At 68.2% G+C, this 21383-nt stretch carries 18 protein-coding genes and 1 pseudogene; 15 read left to right on the forward strand and 4 right to left on the reverse strand.

Annotated elements, in window-relative coordinates; all coding sequences use genetic code 11:
• Together JWQ81_RS35940 and JWQ81_RS35945 are read left to right on the forward strand one after the other, a co-directional pair.
• Window positions 1–188 (forward strand): annotated as a pseudogene (locus JWQ81_RS35940) (HNH endonuclease); the annotation flags it as partial.
• Window positions 143–355, forward strand: coding sequence for a GNAT family protein (locus tag JWQ81_RS35945; RefSeq protein WP_297548795.1), 213 nt, complete (start codon window positions 143–145; stop codon window positions 353–355). The pseudogene JWQ81_RS35940 and the gene JWQ81_RS35945, both read left to right, overlap by 46 nt.
• 50 nt (window positions 356–405) lie before the next feature.
• On the opposite strand, the gene JWQ81_RS35950 is transcribed toward JWQ81_RS35945, so the two are convergent.
• Together JWQ81_RS35950 and JWQ81_RS35955 are read right to left on the reverse strand one after the other, a co-directional pair.
• Entirely contained in the window at window positions 406–1155 is a 750-nt protein-coding gene (locus JWQ81_RS35950; RefSeq protein ID WP_297548668.1) for a lytic murein transglycosylase, read from the reverse strand.
• Between the two features lie 118 nt (window positions 1156–1273).
• Window positions 1274–1927, reverse strand: a complete 654-nt coding sequence (locus JWQ81_RS35955; protein WP_297548670.1) for a DUF4232 domain-containing protein — start codon at window positions 1925–1927, stop codon at window positions 1274–1276.
• Window positions 1928–2134: 207 nt separating this feature from the next.
• Here JWQ81_RS35955 and JWQ81_RS35960 point away from each other — a divergent pair, with 207 nt between their 5' ends.
• From JWQ81_RS35960 to JWQ81_RS35990, 7 genes are all read left to right on the forward strand, one after another.
• On the forward strand, window positions 2135–3211 hold the full coding sequence (locus JWQ81_RS35960; protein ID WP_297548672.1) for a substrate-binding domain-containing protein: 1077 nt from the start codon (window positions 2135–2137) through the stop codon (window positions 3209–3211).
• Between the two features lie 28 nt (window positions 3212–3239).
• A complete protein-coding gene (locus tag JWQ81_RS35965; protein ID WP_297548674.1) occupies window positions 3240–4328 on the forward strand; it encodes a mandelate racemase/muconate lactonizing enzyme family protein in 1089 nt (362 codons plus the stop codon).
• Window positions 4325–5404, forward strand: coding sequence for an ABC transporter permease (locus tag JWQ81_RS35970; protein WP_297548676.1), 1080 nt, complete (start codon window positions 4325–4327; stop codon window positions 5402–5404). The genes JWQ81_RS35965 and JWQ81_RS35970 overlap by 4 nt, the downstream gene beginning before the upstream one ends.
• Window positions 5401–6375: an ABC transporter permease gene (locus tag JWQ81_RS35975; RefSeq protein WP_297548677.1), complete on the forward strand. Its 975-nt coding sequence runs from the start codon at window positions 5401–5403 to the stop codon at window positions 6373–6375. The genes JWQ81_RS35970 and JWQ81_RS35975 overlap by 4 nt, the downstream gene beginning before the upstream one ends.
• A complete protein-coding gene (locus JWQ81_RS35980; RefSeq protein ID WP_297548679.1) occupies window positions 6372–7892 on the forward strand; it encodes a sugar ABC transporter ATP-binding protein in 1521 nt (506 codons plus the stop codon). The genes JWQ81_RS35975 and JWQ81_RS35980 overlap by 4 nt, the downstream gene beginning before the upstream one ends.
• Window positions 7889–9766 (forward strand): aldehyde ferredoxin oxidoreductase C-terminal domain-containing protein, encoded by a 1878-nt coding sequence (locus JWQ81_RS35985; protein WP_297548681.1) that lies wholly within the window; start codon window positions 7889–7891, stop codon window positions 9764–9766. Before JWQ81_RS35980 ends, JWQ81_RS35985 begins: the two co-directional genes overlap by 4 nt.
• Before the next feature lie 69 nt (window positions 9767–9835).
• Window positions 9836–13039 carry a discoidin domain-containing protein gene (locus JWQ81_RS35990; RefSeq protein ID WP_297548683.1) on the forward strand — a complete coding sequence of 1068 codons (3204 nt, stop codon included), beginning with the start codon at window positions 9836–9838 and terminating at the stop codon, window positions 13037–13039.
• A 51-nt stretch (window positions 13040–13090) separates the two neighbouring features.
• Here the strand turns inward: JWQ81_RS35990 and JWQ81_RS35995 are convergent, their stop codons facing one another.
• Together JWQ81_RS35995 and JWQ81_RS36000 are read right to left on the reverse strand one after the other, a co-directional pair.
• Window positions 13091–14344: an enolase C-terminal domain-like protein gene (locus JWQ81_RS35995; protein ID WP_297548685.1), complete on the reverse strand. Its 1254-nt coding sequence runs from the start codon at window positions 14342–14344 to the stop codon at window positions 13091–13093.
• Window positions 14341–15456, reverse strand: coding sequence for a LacI family DNA-binding transcriptional regulator (locus JWQ81_RS36000; RefSeq protein WP_297548687.1), 1116 nt, complete (start codon window positions 15454–15456; stop codon window positions 14341–14343). The genes JWQ81_RS35995 and JWQ81_RS36000 overlap by 4 nt, the downstream gene beginning before the upstream one ends.
• A 171-nt stretch (window positions 15457–15627) precedes the next feature.
• Here JWQ81_RS36000 and JWQ81_RS36005 point away from each other — a divergent pair, with 171 nt between their 5' ends.
• Genes JWQ81_RS36005 through JWQ81_RS36030 form a run of 6 tightly spaced genes read left to right on the forward strand, consistent with a single transcriptional unit; the run spans window position 15628 to window position 21372 of the window.
• Window positions 15628–17007 carry an extracellular solute-binding protein gene (locus JWQ81_RS36005; RefSeq protein WP_297548689.1) on the forward strand — a complete coding sequence of 460 codons (1380 nt, stop codon included), beginning with the start codon at window positions 15628–15630 and terminating at the stop codon, window positions 17005–17007.
• A 4-nt stretch (window positions 17008–17011) separates the two neighbouring features.
• Entirely contained in the window at window positions 17012–17944 is a 933-nt protein-coding gene (locus JWQ81_RS36010) for a carbohydrate ABC transporter permease (RefSeq protein WP_297548691.1), read from the forward strand.
• On the forward strand, window positions 17941–18768 hold the full coding sequence (locus JWQ81_RS36015) for a carbohydrate ABC transporter permease (RefSeq protein ID WP_297548693.1): 828 nt from the start codon (window positions 17941–17943) through the stop codon (window positions 18766–18768). Before JWQ81_RS36010 ends, JWQ81_RS36015 begins: the two co-directional genes overlap by 4 nt.
• 33 nt (window positions 18769–18801) lie before the next feature.
• Window positions 18802–19641 carry an NAD(P)-dependent oxidoreductase gene (locus tag JWQ81_RS36020; protein WP_297548695.1) on the forward strand — a complete coding sequence of 280 codons (840 nt, stop codon included), beginning with the start codon at window positions 18802–18804 and terminating at the stop codon, window positions 19639–19641.
• Window positions 19634–20281 carry a ThuA domain-containing protein gene (locus JWQ81_RS36025; RefSeq protein WP_297548697.1) on the forward strand — a complete coding sequence of 216 codons (648 nt, stop codon included), beginning with the start codon at window positions 19634–19636 and terminating at the stop codon, window positions 20279–20281. Before JWQ81_RS36020 ends, JWQ81_RS36025 begins: the two co-directional genes overlap by 8 nt.
• Complete coding sequence (locus tag JWQ81_RS36030) at window positions 20266–21372, forward strand: Gfo/Idh/MocA family oxidoreductase (protein WP_297548699.1); 1107 nt, start codon at window positions 20266–20268, stop codon at window positions 21370–21372. The genes JWQ81_RS36025 and JWQ81_RS36030 overlap by 16 nt, the downstream gene beginning before the upstream one ends.
• Window positions 21373–21383 lie beyond the last annotated feature (11 nt).

The raw sequence follows: 21383 nt of genomic DNA on the forward strand, positions 1-21383 counted from the left end.
GCTGCGCCCACCCCGGCTGTCACCGGCCCCCACGGTTCTGCGAGGCGCACCATGTCGTGGCGTGGGTGGACGGCGGGCTCACCAACCTCGGCAATCTCACGCTGCTCTGTGATTACCACCATCGGCAATTACATCATTCGGATTGGTCGATGCGGATGGTGGACGGGGTGCCGGAGTTCATCCCGCCGAAGGCCTGCACCGGCTCGACATCCAGCATTCGGTCGCGAACTCCGCTTCCTGCCGGGTCGCGGAGAAAGCAGGATTCACCTACGAGGGCACCCTGCGGAGTTCCGCCCTGCACACCGACGGCTGGCACGACATGCACCTGCACGCCAGGGTCCAGGGCGATGTCTGATCACGTTGGGCCTGATCAGGTCGGGCCTGATCAGGTTAAGGCTCGTCAGGTTAAGGCTTGAGGTTCGCGGCGCCGTAGGAGGTGGCGTTGCTGAACACTTCCTGGCCGTAGTCGGTGGAATTGTTGTAGGTCAGTACCGCGGTCCACCAGCCTTCCGGCGTAGCCAGGTCACCGCCCTTCGCGCACATGTAGCGGGCGGTGGTCAGTGCGGCGTCGTCGATGTTCTGCGCGTCGGGCGCTTTGCCGTCGCCGTTGGCCCGGACTCCCCAGCGGTGCCAAGTATCGGGCAGGAACTGCATGGGCCCGATCGCACGATCCCAGGTGGGGTCGCCGTCCAGCTTGCCGCTGTCGGTGTCGTGCACTGCCAGGACCCCGTCCGAACCGTCGAGGGGGATACCGATCACCGGTGGCGTTTCCAAGCCGTTCGCGTCGATCTCGGAACCGTCGTGACCACCGTTGAGCGACTCGATCCGGCCGATCCCGGCGACCGTCGCCCAAGTGAGGTGACAGTCCGGGGTCTTCGTCCGGGTGACCCTCTCGGCTTCGGCATATGCCCGCAGCACTCGCGGTGGGATATCAGTCTTGCCCGACACCCTGGTGACCCACGCGGAAAGCGTCGCGGCCGGGGGCACCGTGCCCGGCGCGGAGGGGATGGCGGAGCGGGGAGCCGGCGTCAGCTCGTCCACGGTGAACGGCGGCGGCCCGGGATCCGGCAGTGCCGCTCGCACTGAGTGGTCGATCTTGACGACGACCCAGACCCCGGCACCCAGCAGGGCCACGACAACCACCAAGGCCGCCACCAGGCAACCCCGGCGCCGGCCGGACCTCGGTGTGGGTTCGGTTTCCCAATCATCAAGGAGGTCAAGGGAATCTGTCGGCGGTGGGGGAGCGGTCACCCCGACTACGGTACGTGAATGATTACGCGACGGTGTTGACGTCCATCAGCACGGTGGCGAGGTTGGCGCAGGCTTGCACGGATTTCGGGAGGAACATCGACGCCGTGTCGCCCGGGGCGTAGACACGCAGACCGTTGACATCGACCTTCGTGCACTGCTCCGGCGGGAAGGCGTCGGCGCTGACGAACGTCAGCGAGGCCTGCGCACTCTTGCCCGGGGTAAGGACCTGCAGTTTGCCCTGGCTCTTTGGCTGCCTGGTGGCGGGAGCGCCGACCTGGTGGCCGTCGGTGCCGGCCACAAAGGACACTCCTGGCGAACCCTGCAGATCACACGTCTGCCGGCTCTTGTTGGTGAAGCGCAGGTTTACGTTGTCGTGGCTCATACCGGCGCCGTTGCCTTCGGCGAAGGCGACGTTGAGGTCCGCGGCCTTGCAGTACTTCGGCCCCTTCGGAGAAGACACGCTGGAGGCCTGGTCGTCCGCGTCGTCTGCCCCCGTCGCAGCTGCCGGCGAGCCGACTGGGGACGTGGCTGTCGGAGAGGTCGTCGCCGGAGCTGGAGCCGACGCTGCCGGGGCTGGCGTACCGCTGCACGCGGCGAGCAGGCCTGCCGCGCCCAAGGCCGCCGCGGTGGCGAGGCCGCCGCGGATGATCCGGGCCGTTTTGCCGGTGGTAGTCATGGTCATCTCCTTTGCTGCGGGGAACTTCGCTGTATTTCTACAAAGATGTTCGGCAGCCTGCTCCGGTTGTGAATAACCGGGTGTGTGTGATCCATGTCAACCGCTGGCAACCTTGCCGTCTCCCGCCGCGGAGCCCCGATCCGACTGTTGACAAGACGTCGCTGGTGTCGTAGAAATCGGGTATCCAATATCCTATAGGATTTACCAGTGAGGTTGGCAATGACGCCGAACGTCAAGCGGGTCAGGGCAAGCGCGGCAGGCCTCGGGCTGCTGCTGTTGATCAGCGCCTGCAGCACCAAGGGGGCGAACGCCGGCCAAGCCGCCGCCGACGCCCCGACGGCCAAGCCCTCGTCCCAGGTGAAGGTGGCCCTCATCCCCGGCGGCCCGCACCCGTACTTCCAGCCGTGGAAGGCCGCGATAACCCAGGCCAAGGCCGATTTCAAGCTCGGCGGGACCACGTTCGACGAGACCAGCGAGTGGGACCAGTCCAAACAGAACAGCCTGGTCAACTCGCTCGCTTCGCAGGGCTACAACGCGTTCGGCATCTTCGGGGTCTCGCCGACCGACATCAACAGCACGTTCAGCGACCTGAAGTCGAAGGGCGCCACCGTCGCCTCGCTCGGGTCGTGCCCGGCCACCGAACCCGACAAGGCGGACTTCTGTCTGTCCACGGACGTCGGTGACGCCGCGTACAAGGCCGCCAAAGCGACCATCGACGCCATGGGCGGCCACGGCGTCCTGGTACACCTGACCGGCAACAACGTCGACGCCAATACCCAGCGACGTATCGCCGGGGTGAAGAAGGCCGTCGACGAGACCGCGGGCAAGGTCACGCTGCTGACCACGATCACCGACGTCGACAAGGACCTGCAGACCGCGCAGAAGGCCGTCTCGGATCTGCTTTCCGCGCACGGCAAGGAAATCCAGGGCATCGTCACCACGGCGTACAACCCGGCGGTCGCCTCGGCCGACGCGGTGAAGGCGGCGAAGCTGCCGATCAAGGTGGTCGCCATCGACGACGACCCGTCGATCCTGTCCGGTATCCGCGACGGCTCGGTGTCGGCGACCGTCGGGCAGAACCCCACCGGTCAGGCTTATGTCGGTTCCTGGGCACTTGAGCAGCTCGCGACCGGCGCCTGCACCATGCGCCAGCCCGGCCAGACCGTCGACTCCGGGTCCTTTGTGGTCACCACGGCGAACGTCGCGACCTACGACGCCGAGCGCAAGACGAAGACCGAGCAGCTCATGACCGAGTTCAAGACCTCCGTCCTGAAATGCTCCTGAGCATCTCCCCAGCAACCGGAGGTTTTGCGTGGCCGTGATCGTCAAGGCCGAAGCGTTTTTGGTCAACCTCGAGGTCGAGCAGACCCGGGTCGACGCCGTCCAAGCCTTCCTGGCTCAGGAAACATTGTTCGTCGAGGTCAGCACCGATGACGGGGCCGTCGGCCTCGGGTACTCCTACACCATCGGCACCGGCGGCTCGGCGGTCCTGGCGCTGCTGAAGGATCACCTGCTCCCACGCCTCGTCGGCAAGGACGCGAGGCTGATCGAAGGCCTGTGGCGCGACCTGTTCGCGTCGACGCGGGCGACGACCGTCGGGGCGATCACCTCGCTGGCGCTCGCGGCCGTCGACACCGCGCTGTGGGACCTGCGTTGCCTGCGCGCCGGCGAGCCGCTGTGGCGGGTCGCCGGCGGGTTCCGGCCGCGAGTTCCCCTGTACGACACCGAAGGCGGCTGGCTGCACCTGACCACCGACGAGCTCGTCGTCGGAGCGAAAGCCTCGGTCGATGCCGGCTGGGGCGGGATCAAGGTCAAGGTCGGGAAGCCGACCGCGCACGAAGACCTCGAACGCCTCGCCGCGGTCCGCGAAGCCATCGGGCCGCGGGTCGATCTGATGGTCGACGCGAACCAGTCCATGACCGCGGCCGAAGCGATCCGCCGCGCGGCGGCGTTCGCGCCGGTCAACCTGTTCTGGTTCGAGGAGCCGCTGCCCGCGGACGACGTGAGCGGACACCGGCGGCTCGCCGAGTCGACCACGATCCCGATCGCGGTGGGGGAGTCGATGTACTCGATCTCGCAGTTCCGCGACTACCTCGAGCGCGGCGCGGCGTCGATCGTGCAGGTCGACGTGGCCCGTATCGGCGGTATCACGCCGTGGCTCAAGGTCGCGCACCTCGCCGAGTCGTTCAACGTCGAGGTGTGCCCGCACTTCCTGATGGAGTTGCACGTCAGCCTCACCGCGGCGATCCCGAACGGACGCTACGTCGAGCACATCCCGCAGCTCCGCGCGATCACCACCGCGGAGATGACCATCGACACCGGGCACGCCGTCGCGCCGGAGACACCCGGCCTCGGCATCGCCTGGGACCGCAACGCGATGGACGATCGGAGGGTGGCATGACCCTGCTCGCCGAGCCCACCCAGCAGCCGAAGTCTTCGCCTCCGCCGCAGCGCGACCGCGGCCGCCGGATAGTGGGCAAGGTGTTCGCCGACCAGCGGACCGGGCTGTTGATCCTGATCGTCGTGCTGGTCATCGTGTTTGGCTCGCTGCGCAGTACGTTCTTCGACGAGCGGTTCGTCATCTTCCCGCTGCTGCGCGACATCGCCACGCTCAGCGTCGTCGGGCTGTCGCAGCTCGCGGTGCTGTCGATCGGGCACCTGAACATCGCCGTCGGCCGGATGGCTTCGTTCGGCGCGATGTTCATGGGCATCTCGTACCAGGAATGGCATCTGCCGCTCTATGTCGGGCTGGTCATCGGGTTGATCGCCGGTACCGCGATCGGCGCGCTGACCGGGCTGATCATCACCACCTCCGGGGTCAACTCGTTCGTGGTGACCCTGGCGATGGACTTCGCGTTGCTCGGGTTGATTTCGCTGGTGTACTCGTCTTTCACGACGAGCGCCGCGTTCACCGTCAAGCCCGACGGCATGGAGGAGCTCCGCCAGTACTCCCTCGCCGACGTCTGCGTCGGCAACGTCTGCGGGTCTGGGGCGATCCCGCAGCTCGCGATCTTCGCGGTGATCGCGATGTGCGTGGTCGGCTACCTGTTTTCCCGCGCCAGGACCGGCCGGGAGATGCTGATGGTCGGCGCCAACCCGATCGCCGCCGAGCTTTCCGGGATCCCGGTGCACCGCCGGATCATCGGCGCGCACGCCCTGTCCGGCGGGCTTGCCGCGCTCGCCGGGTTCCTGCTCGCGGTGACCAGCGGTTCGTTCACCGCGAGCATCGGCTCGGAGTTCATGCTCCCGTCGTTCCTCGGGCCGGTGCTCGGCGGCACCCTGCTGACCGGCGGCGCGGTGTCGATCATCGGGACCTTCCTGGGAACGTCGCTCACCCAGGTCATCCAGCAGGGGCTGACCATGCTCGGCGCGAGCGTGGAAAGCCTCGCCATCTCACTCGGCACGATCCTGCTGGCCGCGTTGTCGCTGGACCGCGTACGCCAGCTCGTTTCCGACCGGAAGGCGGTCCGGCGATGACCACCCAGACGAAGGAACCTTCCCTCACCAGGTCGAAGTTCTCCCTGCCTGCCAACGAGATGACTCTGCTCGCACTCGCCGTCGCCGGGTTCGTCGGGCTGGCCATCGCATCCGGGGGTTCGCTGCTGAGCGGGTCTTCGCTGCAGACGCTGTTCACGTATCTCGCGGTGCCGGTGCTGATCGGCCTGGCGCAGCTCGTCGCGCTGTCGGTGGGCCAGATGAACCTCTCGGTCGGCGCGCTCGGCGGGTTCGTCGCGGTCGCCGCCGGGATCGCGATGGCGCACGCCGGAGTTCCGGCGTGGATCGCGGTGCTCGGCGCACTGGTCCTCGGCGCGGCCGTGGGTGCGATCAACGGCGTGCTCGTCGTCCTGACCAGGATCAACGGCTTCATCGTCACGCTCGCGACGATGACCATCCTGGCCGGGTTGCAGTACCAGCTGGTCGGCACCGAAACAGTGGCGAACTACTCGCCGGGCCTGCGTTCCCTCGGCACCGCCGCGGTGTTCCACATCCCGGTCATCTTTATCGTTTCGCTGGTCGTGGCCGGGTTGCTCGCGCTGTTCATGCGCCGCGCGATCTGGGGCCGGCGCCTGCTTGCCAGTGGTGGGAACCCTTTGGCTGCAAGGCTTTCCGGGATCTCCAACGACCGGTCGGTGGTGCTCGCGCACTGTCTGTCGGGGTTGCTGATCGGGGTCGCCGCGGTGGTGACGCTGATGTCTTCGCCCGGGGTGAACCAGAGCATCGGCGGTGACTGGCTGCTGTCGAGTTTCGCCGCGCCGATCATCGGCGGCGTCGCGCTGTCCGGCGGTGCGGTGTCGGTGTCCGGAACCGTGCTCGCGGCGCTGATCGTCCGGTTGGTCGACGTCGCCCGCGCCCAGTTCTCCCTCAACCCGAGCTGGGTCAACTTCGTGGTCGGGGCCGTGGTCCTCGGCACGGTCGTGGTGACACACCGCAGGGGAGCGAACGCGTGATTACCGAGCCAGCCCTCAAAGCGGACAAACTGGTCAAGCTGTTCCCCGGGGTCCGGGCGCTCGACGGCGCGAGCCTGCGCGTCGAACCCGGCTCGGTGCACGCGCTGCTCGGCGAGAACGGCGCCGGGAAGTCGACCCTGATCAAGATCCTGACCGGCGTCTACACCCCCGACGGTGGCAGCCTCGAAGTGTCGGGCCACCCGGTCGCGCTCGATTCACCGCAGGCGGCCGCGCGAGCCGGAGTCGGCGTCGTCCACCAGGAACGCAACCTCGTGCCGGAGTTTTCGGTGGCCGAGAACATCATGCTGCAGCGGCTGCCGGTCAAGGGCGGCCTGCTGGACCGCGGCTCGGTCCGCCGGGAGGCCCAGCGGTACCTGGACCTGCTGGAGCTCGACGTCGACCCGGATCGGCGCGTCCGCGGGCTGTCGGTGTCGCAGCTCCAGCTCATCGAAGTCGCGAAGGCGCTGTCGATGGACAGCAAGGTCCTGCTGCTCGACGAGCCGACCACCGCCAGCACTCCGAGCGAGGTCGAGCGGCTGTTCGGGGTGATCCGGAAGCTGCGCGAGGGCGGTACGGCGATCCTGTTCGTCAGCCACAAGCTGGAGGAGGTCTACGACCTCTGCGACACTGTCACCGTGCTGCGGGACGGGGTGTCGGTGCTGGAATCAGTACCGCTGTCCGAGCTGCACCGGCCTGAGTTGATCACCGCGATGGTCGGCCGCGAACACAGCGCGCTCGAACTGCCCGCCAGGCCGCGGTTCGAACCGGACCCGATCCTCGAACTCGACGAGGTCGGCACGGCGTATGGGCATCACGGTGTCTCGCTGTCGCTCCGCAAGGGCGAGATCCTCGGGCTCTACGGGCTCGTGGGCGCCGGGCGCACTGAGCTGGCGAAGTCGCTGCTCGGGCTGTCGGCGATCACGGAAGGCGAGGTCCGGGTCCGCGGACGTGCGGTGCGCATCCGCGACGTCCGCGACGCGCTGCGGCGCCACCGCATCGGGTACGTCCCGGAGGATCGCAAGGGCGAGGGCCTGTTCCTCGAACAGCCCGTGACGCGCAACATCGCCGTCGCGGTGTGGGACCGGATCGGGCGGCGCGTCGGCGGGGTGTCGGCGAAACGGGAGCGCGCGCTGGCCGAGGACTACGTGGAGCGGCTCGGCATCCGGCTTTCGTCCTCGAACCAGCTGGTCGGCCGGCTGTCCGGCGGCAACCAGCAGAAGGTCAGCCTGGCGAAATGGCTGGCCGCCGAGACCGAGATCCTGATCATCGACGAGCCGACCGTCGGCATCGACGTCCGCACCAAGGCCGCATTCCACGAGCTGATCTCGACGCTCGCCGCGGACGGGCTCGCGGTGCTGCTGATCACCAGCGACCTGGTCGAGATGGTGACACTGGCCGACCGGATCCTGGTGATGCGGGACTTCCATGTCTGCGGCGAGGTCGAGAACGACCGCGAGTACGGCCCGACGAGCCGCCGGGTGATGGGCTTGATCCACGCCGACGAGCCGGTCGCGTGAACACCGTCCTGCGGGTCGACCTCGGCACCGGCCAGGCGCGGATCCAGCAGCTCACTGATGACGAGCGACGCCGTGAACCCGGCTTCGGCCTGTTCGGTGTCCGATTGCTGCTGGGCGAGACCCCGGCAGGGCGCGACGTGTATCACCCCGATCAGCCGGTCGTGTTCGGCGTCGGCGCGGTGGCGGGACGGCGGATGCTGGCGTTGCCGAAGTTCAGTGTGGTCGGCAAATCGCCGCTGTCCGGTGGGATCGCGGAGTCCAGAGTGGAGGGTCCGTTCGGCCCGGCGCTGCGCGACACCGGCCACGACGCGATCGTGCTCACCGGGCGGGCTGCGCGTCCGTCGTATGTGCTCGTGTCCGCTGGACGCGCGGAGGTCCTCGACGGCGAAGGCTTGTGGGGACTCGACACGGCCGAAGTCACCGAGCGGCTGGTCGCTCGCCACGGTGAGCAGGCACATGTCGCCGCGATCGGCCCGGCGGGGGAGAACCTGGTCCGGTTCGCCTCGATCGTCGCCGACTACGGTAACGCGGCGGCGCGCATGGGGTTGGGCGCGGTGCTGGGTGCCAAGAACTGCAAGGCGCTGGTGGTCATCGGTGCCCCGGAATCAGGCAGCTCGGATTCAGACAGCCAGGAAGCGGGGGTTGCCGACCCGGCTGGGGTCGAGCGGATCACCGCTGACTACGTCGCCAGGATGTCCGCGAACCCGTTGACACACAGCGAACATCAGCCGCCGGGTTTCGGGACGTGGCCCGCCGAAGGACTTGAAGGCTATCTCGGCGCACGGAACTACAGGACCGCGAAGGTCGAGCTGGCCGAGTTCACCGCCGACGCCTATCTCGAGCGGATGGGAACGTCCGAGGGAAACTGCCCCGGCTGCCCGCAGGACTGCATGAAGTCGTTCACCGACAATGGCACCGACAATGGCGCCGACAATGGCGCCGACAATGGCGCCGACAATGGCACTGACAATGGCACCGACAATGGTTCGGGGCTCCTGCACCAGGAAGCCGTGGCTGCGTTCGCCGGGGCGTTGGCGATCACCGACCTCGACGCCGTGCTGGAACTGAACGCATGGTGCCATCGACAAGGTGTGGACCCGGTCTCGCTGGCCGGGGTCCTCGCGTTCCGGTGTGAGCTCGCGGAGCGAGACTTGCTTGACGGACCGGCTTTCGGGGACGTGGCGGCGTTGCGAAACTTAGCCGGTCAGGTGGTCCGGCGCGATGGTGCCGGTGCGCTGTTGGCTGACGGCGTCGCCCGTGCCGCGGTGGCACTCGGCGTGTACATCGAGCAGTTCGCCTTGCACAGCAAGGGAATCGAGATGTGTGGATTCGATCCCCGAGGTTCACACGGGCTCGCGCTCGCTTACGCTGTCCACCCGCTCGGGCCGCGGTATGACGCGGTCGAGCACGATATCGACTTCGATCCCATCGACGGGCAAGCGCTGTTCATCGCCAACGCGGCCAGGAACGGCTGCCCGCCGGACGGGTTGGCGATGGCCGAACTGCCCGACGTCAAGGTCGAACTGGTGGCCGACCTCATGCAGCTGTGGAGCGGTTACGACGCCGTCGGACTCTGCCTGTTCGCGGCGCCGCCCACTCGCAACCTGAGCGAGGATTCGGCCGCCGAACTGATCTCCGCGGTCACCGGCTGGGACGTGAAACCCGCCGACGTACGGGACTGGGGCAGGCGAAGGCTTTCCCTGATGCGGCAATACAACCTGCGTGAAGGTCTGACGTCGGCCGACGACGTCCTGCCGGATCGTTTTTTCACCCTGCCCGTTGATGGCGGGCGGCTCGACGGCGCGGTCCTCGATCGCGCGCAGTTCACCGCGGCGACTTCGCGGTTGCGCGAGCTACTCGGCTGGAATCGCTGAAGCGCACTGAAATTGCTCTGTTTGAAAATGCGACTGTTTCACCATCGTTGATCCACGAAAGGACGCGGAATGGTGTGGAAAAGACTGGGTTTTTCCGTTCTTGCCCTAGTCACGGCGGCTACCGGGCTCACGGCGAGCGCGGTCGGCGCGAACGCCGCGCCGGCTCCGGTCACGACGTTGTACGCCTCTCCCGGCGGCAGCGGCCCGTGGTGCGCGTCGTTCGCGCCGTGCTCGATCACGCAGGCGCAACAGGATGTCCGGTGGCTCGCGCCGGTCGTCCCGGGTGACCTCGTCGTCAGCCTCGCCGGCGGGACGTATCAGCTCAAGGCGCCACTGAACTTCACCGCCGCCGACTCCGGCCAGAACGGACACCGGATCCGATGGGTCGCGGCGACGGGCCGGGCGCCGACGATCAGCGGCGGTGTCCCGGTCAAGGGCTGGACCGCCACCGGGACCGCGGGCCTGTGGAGCGCGAAGGTGCCCGCGGATCTCGACACCCGCCAGCTGTACGCCGACGGCGCGCGCGTGCCGCGGTCAAGCGGTGACGTGCCTTCCGGCTGGACGCAGACCGCGACCGGATTCGCCACCCCGGACACGAAAATGGCGAGCTGGCGCAACCCGTCGAGCATTGAAATGGTCCTCGGTAACGGTCACGGTTCGTGGAGCGAGCCGCGCTGCGACGTCGCGTCGATCACCGGCACCGCGATCACCATGAAGGAACCCTGCTGGAACAACATGAAACTCGCCGACCTGCCCACGGCGGCGAACGGTGACAACCCCGCCGGCGGGTTCCCGTCCTACCCGACCGACGCCGTGCCGACGAAGATCGAGAACGCCTTCGAGCTGCTCGGCGCCGGTACTTGGTATCTCGACCAGACGCAGCACGTCGTCTACTACCAGGCCAAGACCGGTGAAGACCCGCGAAAGATGGACTTCGTCGCGCCGAAGCTGGAAAAGCTCGTGACGAGTTCGACCACCGCGGCCAACCCGCTCCACGACGTGTCTTTCGAAGGACTCCAGTTCGCCTATGCCACTTGGCTTCAGCCCAGCGGCAACGACGGTTTTGTCGAGATACAGGCCAACTTCACCCTCACCGGCCCGAACGCCGGCCAGAGTCAGGGCCTGTGCCAGTACTCGAGCCCCGCGGGTACCTGCCCGTTCGCGTCGTGGACCCGGCCCGGCGCCGCGGTCGACCTGACCGGGACGAAGAACGTCAGCTTCCTGCGCAACACCTTCACCCACCTCGGCGGCGCCGGACTCGGTCTGCAGCACGGGATCCTGTCGGACCTGGTGCAGGGAAACACGGTCACCGACGTTTCGGGGATCGGCATCCTGCTCGGGGCGGTCGACGACCCGCAGCCGCTCGGCGGCGACCAGCGTGAGATCGCGACCGGCAACACGATCGACGACAACTACGTCCACAACGTCGGCGTCGAATACACCGGCGCGCCGGCGATCGTCAACGGTTACTCGCGCGGCACGTCGATCACGCACAACGAGATCGGCGACGTTCCCTACAGCGGTATTTCGTCCGGATGGGGCGGCTGGCACACCGACTCGGAGCGTCCGCACGAGAACCCGAACATCAACGGTGACAACACGATCTCCGACAACCTGATCTACCGAGACATGCTCACCCGGTTCGACGGCGGTGCGGTCTACACGAACGGACCGCAGGGCACCAGCTACGAGCACGGGTTGACCGTGTCCGGCAACGTCAACTTCAGCGGGCTGAAGACGGCCAACACCGTCTACGACGACGAGGGCGGCGACTACGTCACGATCACGGGCAACGTTCAGTACAACGACACCGGCGGGTTCAACGGCGGCTGCTCGACCACCGGGCACCTGCGGCGCGGCGGCAACTACCACGTCGGCACGCTGAACTCGTTCGGCTGCTCACCGCCGCCCGTCGGGATGGAGGACCTCGGCGGCAACAAGCTGATCTCGCAGAACCCGCAGGCCGGTGAAATCCCCAACACGATCCTCGCCGCCGCCGGGCTGCGCCCGGCTTTCGCCGCGCTGTCGACCAGCCTCCCGCCCGTGGTCGCGCTCGCCAGCCCGACCTGCACCGGGAACGTCCTGATCTCCGGCTCGGGCTTCACCGCCGACTCGAAGGTGAGCGTCGGTGGCACGCAGGTCAAGTCGGTCACGTTCATCTCGACCAGCCACCTGTCGGTGCAGCTGCCGGCAGGTTCGGCGGGCGGCGCGGTTTCGGTGACCACGAACTCGGGCACCAGCGCGGTGGACGTCGCCGCGAACTCGACCCTCTGCCAGGGGCTGAGCACCGGCTTCGGCAACGTCGGCATCACCTCGGACTCGAACACCGGCGCGGGCAACATCGACGGCTCCGGGTACAGCTTCTCGGCGGACGCGTTGGCGGCGCAGGGAATCAACCCCGGCACGCTGTTCACCTCGCACGGCACGACGTTCACCTGGCCGACGGCGTCGCCCGGCAACCCGGACAACGCGCTGGCCGCCGCGCAGACGGTCGGCCTGATCGGGTCTTCGCCGACGCTCGGATTCCTGGTCACCAGCACCTATCCGGCGTCGGGCACCGGCACGGTCAACTACAGCGACGGGACAACCCAGAGCTACACGCTGAGCGTCCCGAACTGGGAGGGCACCCCGCCCGACGGCGCCGACCCGGTGATCACGCTGCCGTACCGCAACGGTCCGAACGGCCGCGACGACAGGCAGGTCCACGTTTACTACGCCGGTGTTTCGCTCGACGCGAGCAAGACGGTGAAGAGCGTGCAGCTGCCGAACGTCGGCGGCGAGGTGGGAGTCAACGTTCCCGCGCTGCACGTGTTCGCGGTGGCGCTCGCCGGAAATCCCGACCTGGCGCTCGGAAAGCCGGTGACGGCGTCCTCGGCGGACTTCGGCGGCGTCCCGACTCGGGCGGTGGACGGCGACACCAACGGCAATTTCACCAACAACTCGGTGAGCCATTCCGACCAGACCCCGCAACCGTGGTTGCAGGTCGATCTTGGGGCGGTATCGACCCTGTCCTCGGTCAACGTCTGGAACCGCACGGACTGCTGCCCGGAACGGCTGAACGACTTCTGGGTCTTCACCTCGGCCACGCCGTTCGACACGACGTTGACCCCGCAGCAACAGGCCGCGCAACCGGGTGTCTGGTCGAGCCACCGCACCGGCCCCGCCCCGCAGGTCACCACCGTCACCCCGGGTGTCCCGGCCAGGTACGTGATGGTCCAGCTCAACGGGACGAACTACCTGTCCCTCGCCGAAGTCGAAGCCTTCGGCAAGTAGCTGCGCCCCACGCAGTGCACCAACCCCAGCGTCCCTAGAGCCCCCAGGGCTCTAGGGACGCTGCGCGCTGCCGTCGGCTGCGCGCAGCAGGGCCCAGCGGTCGTGGACGCCGGGTTCGGGTGGTGGGTACTTCGCGGCGGCGGCTTCGTCGAAGTCGACACCGAGGCCCGGCGCCGCTGACGGCCGCAGGGCGCCGCGCTCGGGGACCGGCGTGCCCGGGAAGACTTCCAGGGTGCCTTCCCGCAGTGTCGCGGCCTCCTGGACGCCGAACGCCGGCGATGAGACGTCCAGTGCGAGGTTCGCGGCGTGACCGAGCGGGCTGACATCGCCGGGCCCGTGCGGGGCGATGAGAACACCGGCGAGTTCGCACGCGGCGACGAGTTTGCGCACCGGTGTGAGCCCGCCCAGCGTCGGGATCCGGATGCGCGCGAAGTCGATCGCCCGGTCCCGGAGCAGCGGCAGGAACTGCTTGACGTCATGGAAGAGTTCGCCCATGGCGAGTGGGATCGACGACGAGTTCCGCAGCTGCGGGAAGTAGTCGGCGTCTTCCGGCGCGAGGACGTCTTCGAGGAAGAACAGGTCGACCTCGGCGAGCATCGGTAGCAGGCGCAGCGCCTGCGCCGGAGTGAGGCGTTCGTGCGCGTCATGCAGGAGTTCGAGGCCGGCCGGGATCTTCGACCGGACTTCGCGCAGCACGCCCGGCACGTGGTGGAGGTACGCGAGCGAGTCCCACCGGGCGTTGCGTGCGTGGGCCAGCTCAGGGTCCGTGCCGCCGGTGCCGTAGGTATCGGTACCCGGCACGGACACCTGCACACGAACGTGCCGGAAACCCTTCTCCGCGGCGGCTTCCACCCCTTCTGCGATCTCGGACGCCGACGCGCCGTCGACATGCGTATACGCGTCGGCGGCCTCGCGTACGCGCCCCCCGAGCAGCGAGTACAGCGGCACGCCCGCCGCTTTGGCCTTGAGGTCCCACAACGCGACGTCGACGCCGGCGAGCGCGTTGCCGGCGATCGACCCGCCTCGCCAGTACCCACTGTTGAGCAGCAGCCGATGCAGGTCTTCGATGTCGCCGGGATCGCGGCCGAGCACCATCGGCCCGAGGTAGTCGTCCACAACGGACTTCACCGCGAGTGTCCGTTGTGGATCGCTCGCGCAGCCGAGCCCGTACAGTCCGGGCTGGTCCGTTTCGACCCGCACGATCAGATAAGGCGATCCTTGCGGTGCGGTGAGAAACGTCCGTACGGCGGTGATTTTCGTACCGGACGTCGACGGCCACGGGGCGACTGCCAGCGGAGCGCTCACAGGTGCGCCTCCGGGGTGCGGGTCGCGCCGACGACCCGCAGATGCCCTTCCGAGGACTGCCGGGTCCGCACGGTTACCGGGAGCACCAGCAGTTCGGGCCCATCGCCCGAATCGCCGAGCACGCGTTCGTGCAGCAGCCGCATCGCCCGGCTGCCCATCTCCCGCGACGGCAGCACGACGGCCGCCGCCGTCAGCGGCAGGACGTCGAACGGGCCGGCGTCGTCCATGCCCGCGAGGTCGACGTCGCCGGGGATGCCGTAGCCCAACGCGACCAGGTCCTGTGCCGCTGCCGCGAGCGCGTACCCGTTGACGCACAGGAACACCGTCGGCGGACGCGCTCCGGCGAGCAGCTCGGCCAGCAGTTCGCGACGTTCTTCGGCAGGCAGGGTCCGGTACGGCCGCAACCGCGTCAGATCGGGACGCACCGCGATCCCCGCTTCCCGCAGCGCCTGGATGTGCCCGGCGAGCCGGTCCCGGACGCTGGTGGCCTCGGTCTCGTCCCACAGCGTCGCGATGACGGTGTGGCCGGCCTCGATCAGCGCCGTCGTGAGCTGGTGGCCGGCACCGTAGTTGTCGGCCACGACGACGTCGGTCGCGAGGTCGGGGCGATACCGGTCGACCATCACCAGCGGCACCCCGCGGCGGCGTACTTCGGCATACGCGCCAACGGTTTCACTGCCTTCCGCGGGGTACACGATGATGCCGCTGACGTCGTGTTCGAGCGCGGTGCGCAAAGCCTGGTCCTCGCGGGCGGTGTCGCCTTCGCAGTGGTTGAGGAACATCCGGTAGCCCAGCTCGGTGCTGGTCGCCTCGACCCCGGCGAGCAGCTGCGAGACGTGCGGGCCGTGGTTCTGCAGGATGCAGGCGATCGTGCGGTCGGCGGGCGGGGTGACGGCCGGCTGCCGGTCGGCGACGAAGGTCCCCTGCCCGCGGCGGCGCACGACGTACCCCTCGGTCGCGAGGTCGTTGAGCGCCCGGACCGCGGTGGCGTGGCTGACCCCGAACCGCTCGCAAATCTCCCGCTGCGTCACGAACGGGCGCCCCGGCGAGTACTCGCCCGAGGCGATGGCAGCCAGTAGCTCCTGTTTAACCCGTTGGTAGAGGGGAGGCACCGGGTCAACTTAGCATGCTAATCCCAGCGATTGGCGACGCTGAGTCACATTCGGCCGAGTGGATCAAGCCGCTTGACATGTTAAACCCCGTGACTTTATGGTCTGCGTCACGTTCAGGGCCGAGCGCGCCGCAGCCGCTTGCCCCTTCGTCGGAAACATCCTGGAGGGCACATGCGGGTATCTCGGCCCAGAATCCGGCTACTGGCGGCGGTCACCCTGACCATGGCACTGGCCGCCGGCGGTGCGACCGCGTGCGGCGGCTCCTCCGACTCGTCGTCGGGGTCCACGCTGCAGATGTGGACGTTCAAACAGGCCCACGTCAAACCATTGCAGGACGCGGCCGCCCGCTTCAAGGCACAGACCGGCATCTCCGTGGACGTCACGGCGTACACCCCCGACGACGCCTACAAGAGCAAGATCCAGAGCGCCGCGCAGACCAAGAACGTCGCTGACGTGCTCGAAGTCCACGCCGTGGGAGAGGACTTCGTCCTCGGCGGGTCCGGCATCCTCGCCGACCTCGCGCCCAGCGTGAACGACGCGTGGAAGGCCCGGTTCGTCCACGGCACTGCCGACTCCGAAGTCGTGAGCAACGACCGTTACCAGCGCTCGCTCAAGCCCAAGGCACCGGACGTAGGCATCCAGGTGGGGCAGATGTTCAGCGTCCCGTTCACCATCGGGGCCTTCGGCATCGTCTACGCGAACAAGGCGAAGCTCACCGCGGCCGGGCTCGACCCGGCGAACCCGCCGAAAACCTGGGCCCAGTTCGTGTCGTGGCTCAAGGCCACCAACACCAAGGATCCGCAGGCGGGCGGCCTGACCGTCGGGCTCAAGTCGTCGACGACCGGGTTCAACTGGCTGCTGGAGCCGCTGGCGTACGCCTACCTTGGCAAGGCCAAGTACCAGGCGCTGTTCGCCAAGGACCCGGCGAGCGCGTTCGGGAGCCCGGACGGACAGCGCGTGCTCGAGCTCTACAACCAGCTGACCCCGTATTGGACCCCGGGCACGCAGACGCTCAGCATCGACGACGCCGACCGCGCTTTCGCGCAGGGTAAGTCCGCCTTCGACCTCGGCGGCACGTTCACCCTCGCCGCGATCGGGCAGAACGGCCTCAAGGCCGACGACGTCGTCTCGTTCAGCCTCCCGGCGGCCGAGGGTGGCGCGTCCGCCGATCTCAAGCTGGCGCCGATCCCGCTGACCGGACTGTCGATCTCCGCGCAGAGCAAGAAACAGGACGACGTGGTCAAGTGGCTCGACTTCCTGACGAAGTCGGACGAGGCAGGCAAGTTCGCCCAGGGCTCGCTGGACCTGACCGGTACCGACCTCGGCGCAGACAGCGCCAAGCTGCTCGGCCCGAACCTGTTCGCGCTGCAGAAGACGCTCGGTGAAGCCTCGCAGGGAGCCTACGACGCCAGTTTCACGGACATCTTCAGTCCGGCCTATGTGGACACCGATGCGGCCGACGTGCTGGTGAAGATGTCGCCGCTCAAGGAAACCACGCCTGCCGCGACGAACCAGGCCCTCGGCGCCCTGGTCGCGAACTCCTGGAAGTGACGCGGTGACGTCTGCTCCCCGCGTCCGGTACCGGCGGCGCAAACGCCTCCGGGAAGCGCTTACCGGCTACGCGTTCGTCCTGCCCGCGCTGGTGCTGTTCGCAGTGCTCGGGGTGTACACCGTCGTCTACGGCCTGTTGCTGAGTTTCGCCCGCTGGAACGGGTTCAGCCCGCACTGGATCTGGGTGGGGCTCGGCAACTACCGCGACCTGCTGTTCAGCGATCCGAGCCTGGCGCCGGTGGTGCGCAGCGCCGGGCTGCACACCGCGGTGGTAATGGTCGCCGTGCCCCTGCTCGCGGTGTTCGCGGGACTGCCGCTCGCGTTGGCGCTCAACCGGATCAAGTTCCTGCGGACGACGTTGCGCACGGTGTTCTTCCTGCCGTATGTCACCACCGGGATCGCGGTGTTCTACGCGTGGACGTACGTGTTCCAGCCCCAGGGATCGCTGAACTTCATCCTGAAATCCCTGGGACTGGGCACGTTGTCCCAGCCCCAGGGATTTCTCGGTAACCCGGCGACCGCGCTGCCGACGCTGATCCTGGTGCTGGCGTGGTCTTCGATCCCGGTGTCGATCCTGCTCTACCTCAGCGGCCTGCAGTCGATCGATCCCGCGGTGCTCGACGCGGCGAAGGTCGACGGCGCGAGCGGGCTGCGCACAACGACGGCGGTGATCTGGCCCTTGCTGCGGCCCATCACCGCCGCGGTGGTCATGCTGAACCTGCGCGACGCGCTGCAGGGCTTCCAGATGTTCCTGGTGATGACGAACGGCGGTCCCGGCGGCCATACGAACGTGCTCGGGCTCGAGTCCTACGACCTCGCCTTCTTCTCGAACCTGCGCCCGACACTGGGCTTGGCGAGTGCCTTGGGCTGGCTGCTGTTCGTCGTCGCGCTGGTACTGGCCGCGGTCAACGTCCGGGTGCTGCGGAGCCGCACATGAACCGTCGCTTCTTCTCCGCGCGGACGCTCGCGTACCTGATCCTCGCGGTGTACACGGTGATCAGCCTGTACCCGTTCGCGTGGATGGTCTCCGCCGCGTTCAAGAACACCGACGAGGTCCGCCAAGACGGACACCTCATCCCGGAACACCCCACGCTCAGCACGTTCGCCCGGACGTGGGGGCAGCTGAACTTCCTGCACTACTTCGCGAACAGCCTCATCGTCACCGCTGCGACCGTGCTCGGGGTGCTCGTCGTCTATTCGCTGTCTTCGTACGCTTTCGCGGTCCTGAAGTTCCCGGGGCGGCGTGCGATCTACACGGGGTTCATCGCGTTGCTGTTCGTGCCGGGGATCACCGTGCTGCTCCCCGTGGTGATCCTGCAGTCCGACCTCGGGCTGCTCGGCACGAAACTGGGGCTGGTCCTGCCGTTCGTCAACGGGACCGCGCCCCTGTCGATCCTGTTGCTCACCAACAGCTTTCGCTCGGTTCCGGGTGAGCTTCGGGAGTCGGCGCGGTGTGACGGCGCGAGCGAGTTCCGGACGTTCTTCTCGATCTACCTCCCGGTGTGCCGCCCGGCGCTGGTCACGATCGCCTTGCTCACCGCGATCCCGACGTGGAACGAGTACGTGCTGACCAGGGTTTCGCTGAACGACCCGGCGAGCTTCACCCTGCCACTCGGTCTGCAGAGCCTGACGTCCTCGACCGCCCCGGAATACAACGTGATCATGGCCGCGTCGCTGATCATCGTCATCCCGGTGATCGTCCTGTTCGTTCTGTTGCAGCGGTACTTCATCAACGGTCTGGTCGGCGCGGTCAAGGGCTGACCGCGTCCGGACCCGCGCAGAAAGGGGACAACCGTGAAGGTCCTGGTCACCGGGGCCGGCGGGACACTCGGCGCGCTCGTGACGGCGCAGTTGATCGCCGCGGGCCGCCAGGTGCGGGCGCATGACCGCGTCCCGCTCGGAAACTGCCGTGCCGGTGAAGCCATCGTCGGCGACCTGGGGGACCGTGACCACGTCGCCGAGCTCGTCGAGGGTGTCGACGCGGTCGTGCATGCCGCGGCCAACCCGTCGCCGCTGGGCGACACCGAGGAGCGGATCTTCGCCAACAACGTCGACTCCGCCTACCACGTGCTGGACGCCGCAGGGCGGGCGAAGGTCGGCCGGATCGTCTACATCTCCAGCGCGTCGGCGTTGGGGCTGGCGTGGTCGAAGCGCGGCGCGGCGCCGGTCTCGGTGCCGGTCACCGAGGAGCATCCGTACCTCGGCGACGACGTCTACGGCCTGACCAAACAGATCGGCGAGGCCGTCGCGGCGACTACAAGCCGTCGCTGGGACGTGGCGACGGTCGCGCTCCGGTTCCCGTTCCTCGGTTCGGGGGAGCGGCTCCAGCGTCATCTCCGGCCGATCCGCGAAGACCCCGGGGTCGACAGGGGCGGGCTCTGGGGGTGGCTCGACACGCGGGACGCCGCGAGGGCCGTGCTGGCCGCGCTCAGTGTGCCGCTGAGCGGGTATCACCTCGTCAACGTCACCGCGCCGGACACCTCGTCCGCGATGCCGACGCGGGAGCTGCTTGCCCGCTACCACCCGGATACCGTGGTGGAGCGACAACTCGGCGAGTTCGAGACACTGTTCAGTATCGACCGAAGTCGTGAACTGCTCGGCTTCACAGCGAAACATGGGTGGCGGAATGCCTGAGAAGAACGCGCTCGTGGTCCGGGGCGGCTGGCCCGGACACGCGCCCGTCGAGACCACGGACCGCTACATCCTGGTCCTCGAAAAGGCCGGCTACGAGGTCACGGTGTCGGATTCGCTCGACTCGTATCTGGACACCGAGGCGCTCGCCGCGACCGATCTGATCGTGCAGTGCTGGACGATGGGCGAGATCACCGGGCAGCAGCTGGCGGGCCTGTCGGCGGCGGTGCGCGTGGGCACCGGGTTCGCCGGGTGGCACGGCGGGATCATCGACTCGTTCCGCGCCGAACCCGGATACCACCTGATCACCGGCGGCCAGTTCGTCCACCATCCGAAGTCCTTTGTGGACTACGGGGTGCGGCGGGTGTCGGAGCACCCCATCGTGGCCGGGCTCGGCCCGTTCCGGGTGACCACCGAGCAGTACTGGCTGCACGTCGATCCGGGCAACGAGGTGCTGGCCGTCACCGAACTGGTCCGCGACCCCGCGGCGCCCGCACCGCTCGGCACGGTCCCGGTGACCTGGGTCCGGCGCTGGGGCGAGGGCCGGGTGTTCGTCACGGCGCTCGGGCACCGGCTCGAAGACCTCGAAGTGCCCGAGGTCGACACGATGATCACCAGGGGGCTCGCGTGGGCGACCAGATGAGGATCGGGATCGTCGGCCTCGGCACGATCAGCGACGCCTACCTCAGAACGCTGCCCAGGCTGGAAAACCTGGACCTGGTGGCGGTGGCCGACCTCGACCCGATGCGAGCGGAGGCGTGCGCGGAACGACGTGAGGGCGTGCGGGCGCTCGCGCTGCCGGAGCTGTATGAAGCCGAAGACGTCGACCTCGTGCTGAACCTGACCATCCCCGCGGCCCATGCCGAGGTCGCGCTCGCGGCGATCGCCGGCGGCAAGCACGTCTACGGTGAGAAGCCGTTGGCGCTGAACACGGTCGAGGCCCGGGGAATCCTGTCCTCGGCCGCCGACGCCGGGGTGCGGGTCGGCTGCGCGCCGGACACCGTGCTCGGCACCGGCGTCCAGACCGCGCGGGCCGGGCTCGACGCGGGGCTGATCGGGGCGCCGGTGGCGGCGACGGCGTTCATGGTGACGCCCGGGCACGAGCGCTGGCATCCCGCGCCGGAGTTCTACTACCGCACTGGTGGCGGCCCGCTGCTGGACATGGGGCCGTACTACCTCACGGCGCTCGTGACGCTGCTCGGCCCGGTCCGCCGGGTGGTCGGTATGGCGTCCACCCCGCGGTCCTCGCGGACGATCGGCAGCGGGCCACGAGCGGGTACGAGCTTCGGTGTCGAGGTTGCGACGCACGTCACCGGCGTGCTGGAACACGATGGCGGCGCACTGTCCACTTTGGTCACGAGCTTCGACGTCTGGGCGGGGCACCTGCCGCGGATCGAGATCTACGGCACCGAGGGTTCGCTGTCGGTGCCCGACCCCAACGGCTTCGACGGCTCTGTGCAGGTGTTCCGCGGCAAGGAGCCGTCGTGGCTGGACGTCGGCGTCAACGGCGGCTACCCGTCGGCGTCGCGGGGCTTCGGCATCGCGGACCTGGCGCGGGCCATCGCCGACGGCACACCGCATCGCGCGAACGGCGAACTCGCGTTCCACGTCCTCGACGTCATGGAATCCCTGCTCGCGGCTGCCGAGTCCGGCGCCGCGGTCACCGTGTCCAGCACCTGCGACCGACCGGCCGCCGTCCCCGCCCGGACTCGTGAGCGTTCCGGCCGCTTCTAACCGGCCGGAAC

The organism is Amycolatopsis sp., from assembly GCF_025464955.1.
Classification (GTDB): domain Bacteria; phylum Actinomycetota; class Actinomycetes; order Mycobacteriales; family Pseudonocardiaceae; genus Amycolatopsis.

Excerpts from the sequence above, each read along its gene's own strand:
- JWQ81_RS35955 (WP_297548670.1), bottom strand. The coding sequence starts at position 1,927 with ATGACTACCACCGGCAAAACGGCCCGGATCATCCGCGGCGGCCTCGCC.
- JWQ81_RS35970 (WP_297548676.1), top strand. The coding sequence starts at position 4,325 with ATGACCCTGCTCGCCGAGCCCACCCAGCAGCCGAAGTCTTCGCCTCCG.
- JWQ81_RS35975 (WP_297548677.1), top strand. The coding sequence starts at position 5,401 with ATGACCACCCAGACGAAGGAACCTTCCCTCACCAGGTCGAAGTTCTCC.
- JWQ81_RS35990 (WP_297548683.1), top strand. The coding sequence starts at position 9,836 with ATGGTGTGGAAAAGACTGGGTTTTTCCGTTCTTGCCCTAGTCACGGCG.
- JWQ81_RS36005 (WP_297548689.1), top strand. The coding sequence starts at position 15,628 with ATGCGGGTATCTCGGCCCAGAATCCGGCTACTGGCGGCGGTCACCCTG.
- JWQ81_RS36015 (WP_297548693.1), top strand. The coding sequence starts at position 17,941 with ATGAACCGTCGCTTCTTCTCCGCGCGGACGCTCGCGTACCTGATCCTC.
- JWQ81_RS36025 (WP_297548697.1), top strand. The coding sequence starts at position 19,634 with ATGCCTGAGAAGAACGCGCTCGTGGTCCGGGGCGGCTGGCCCGGACAC.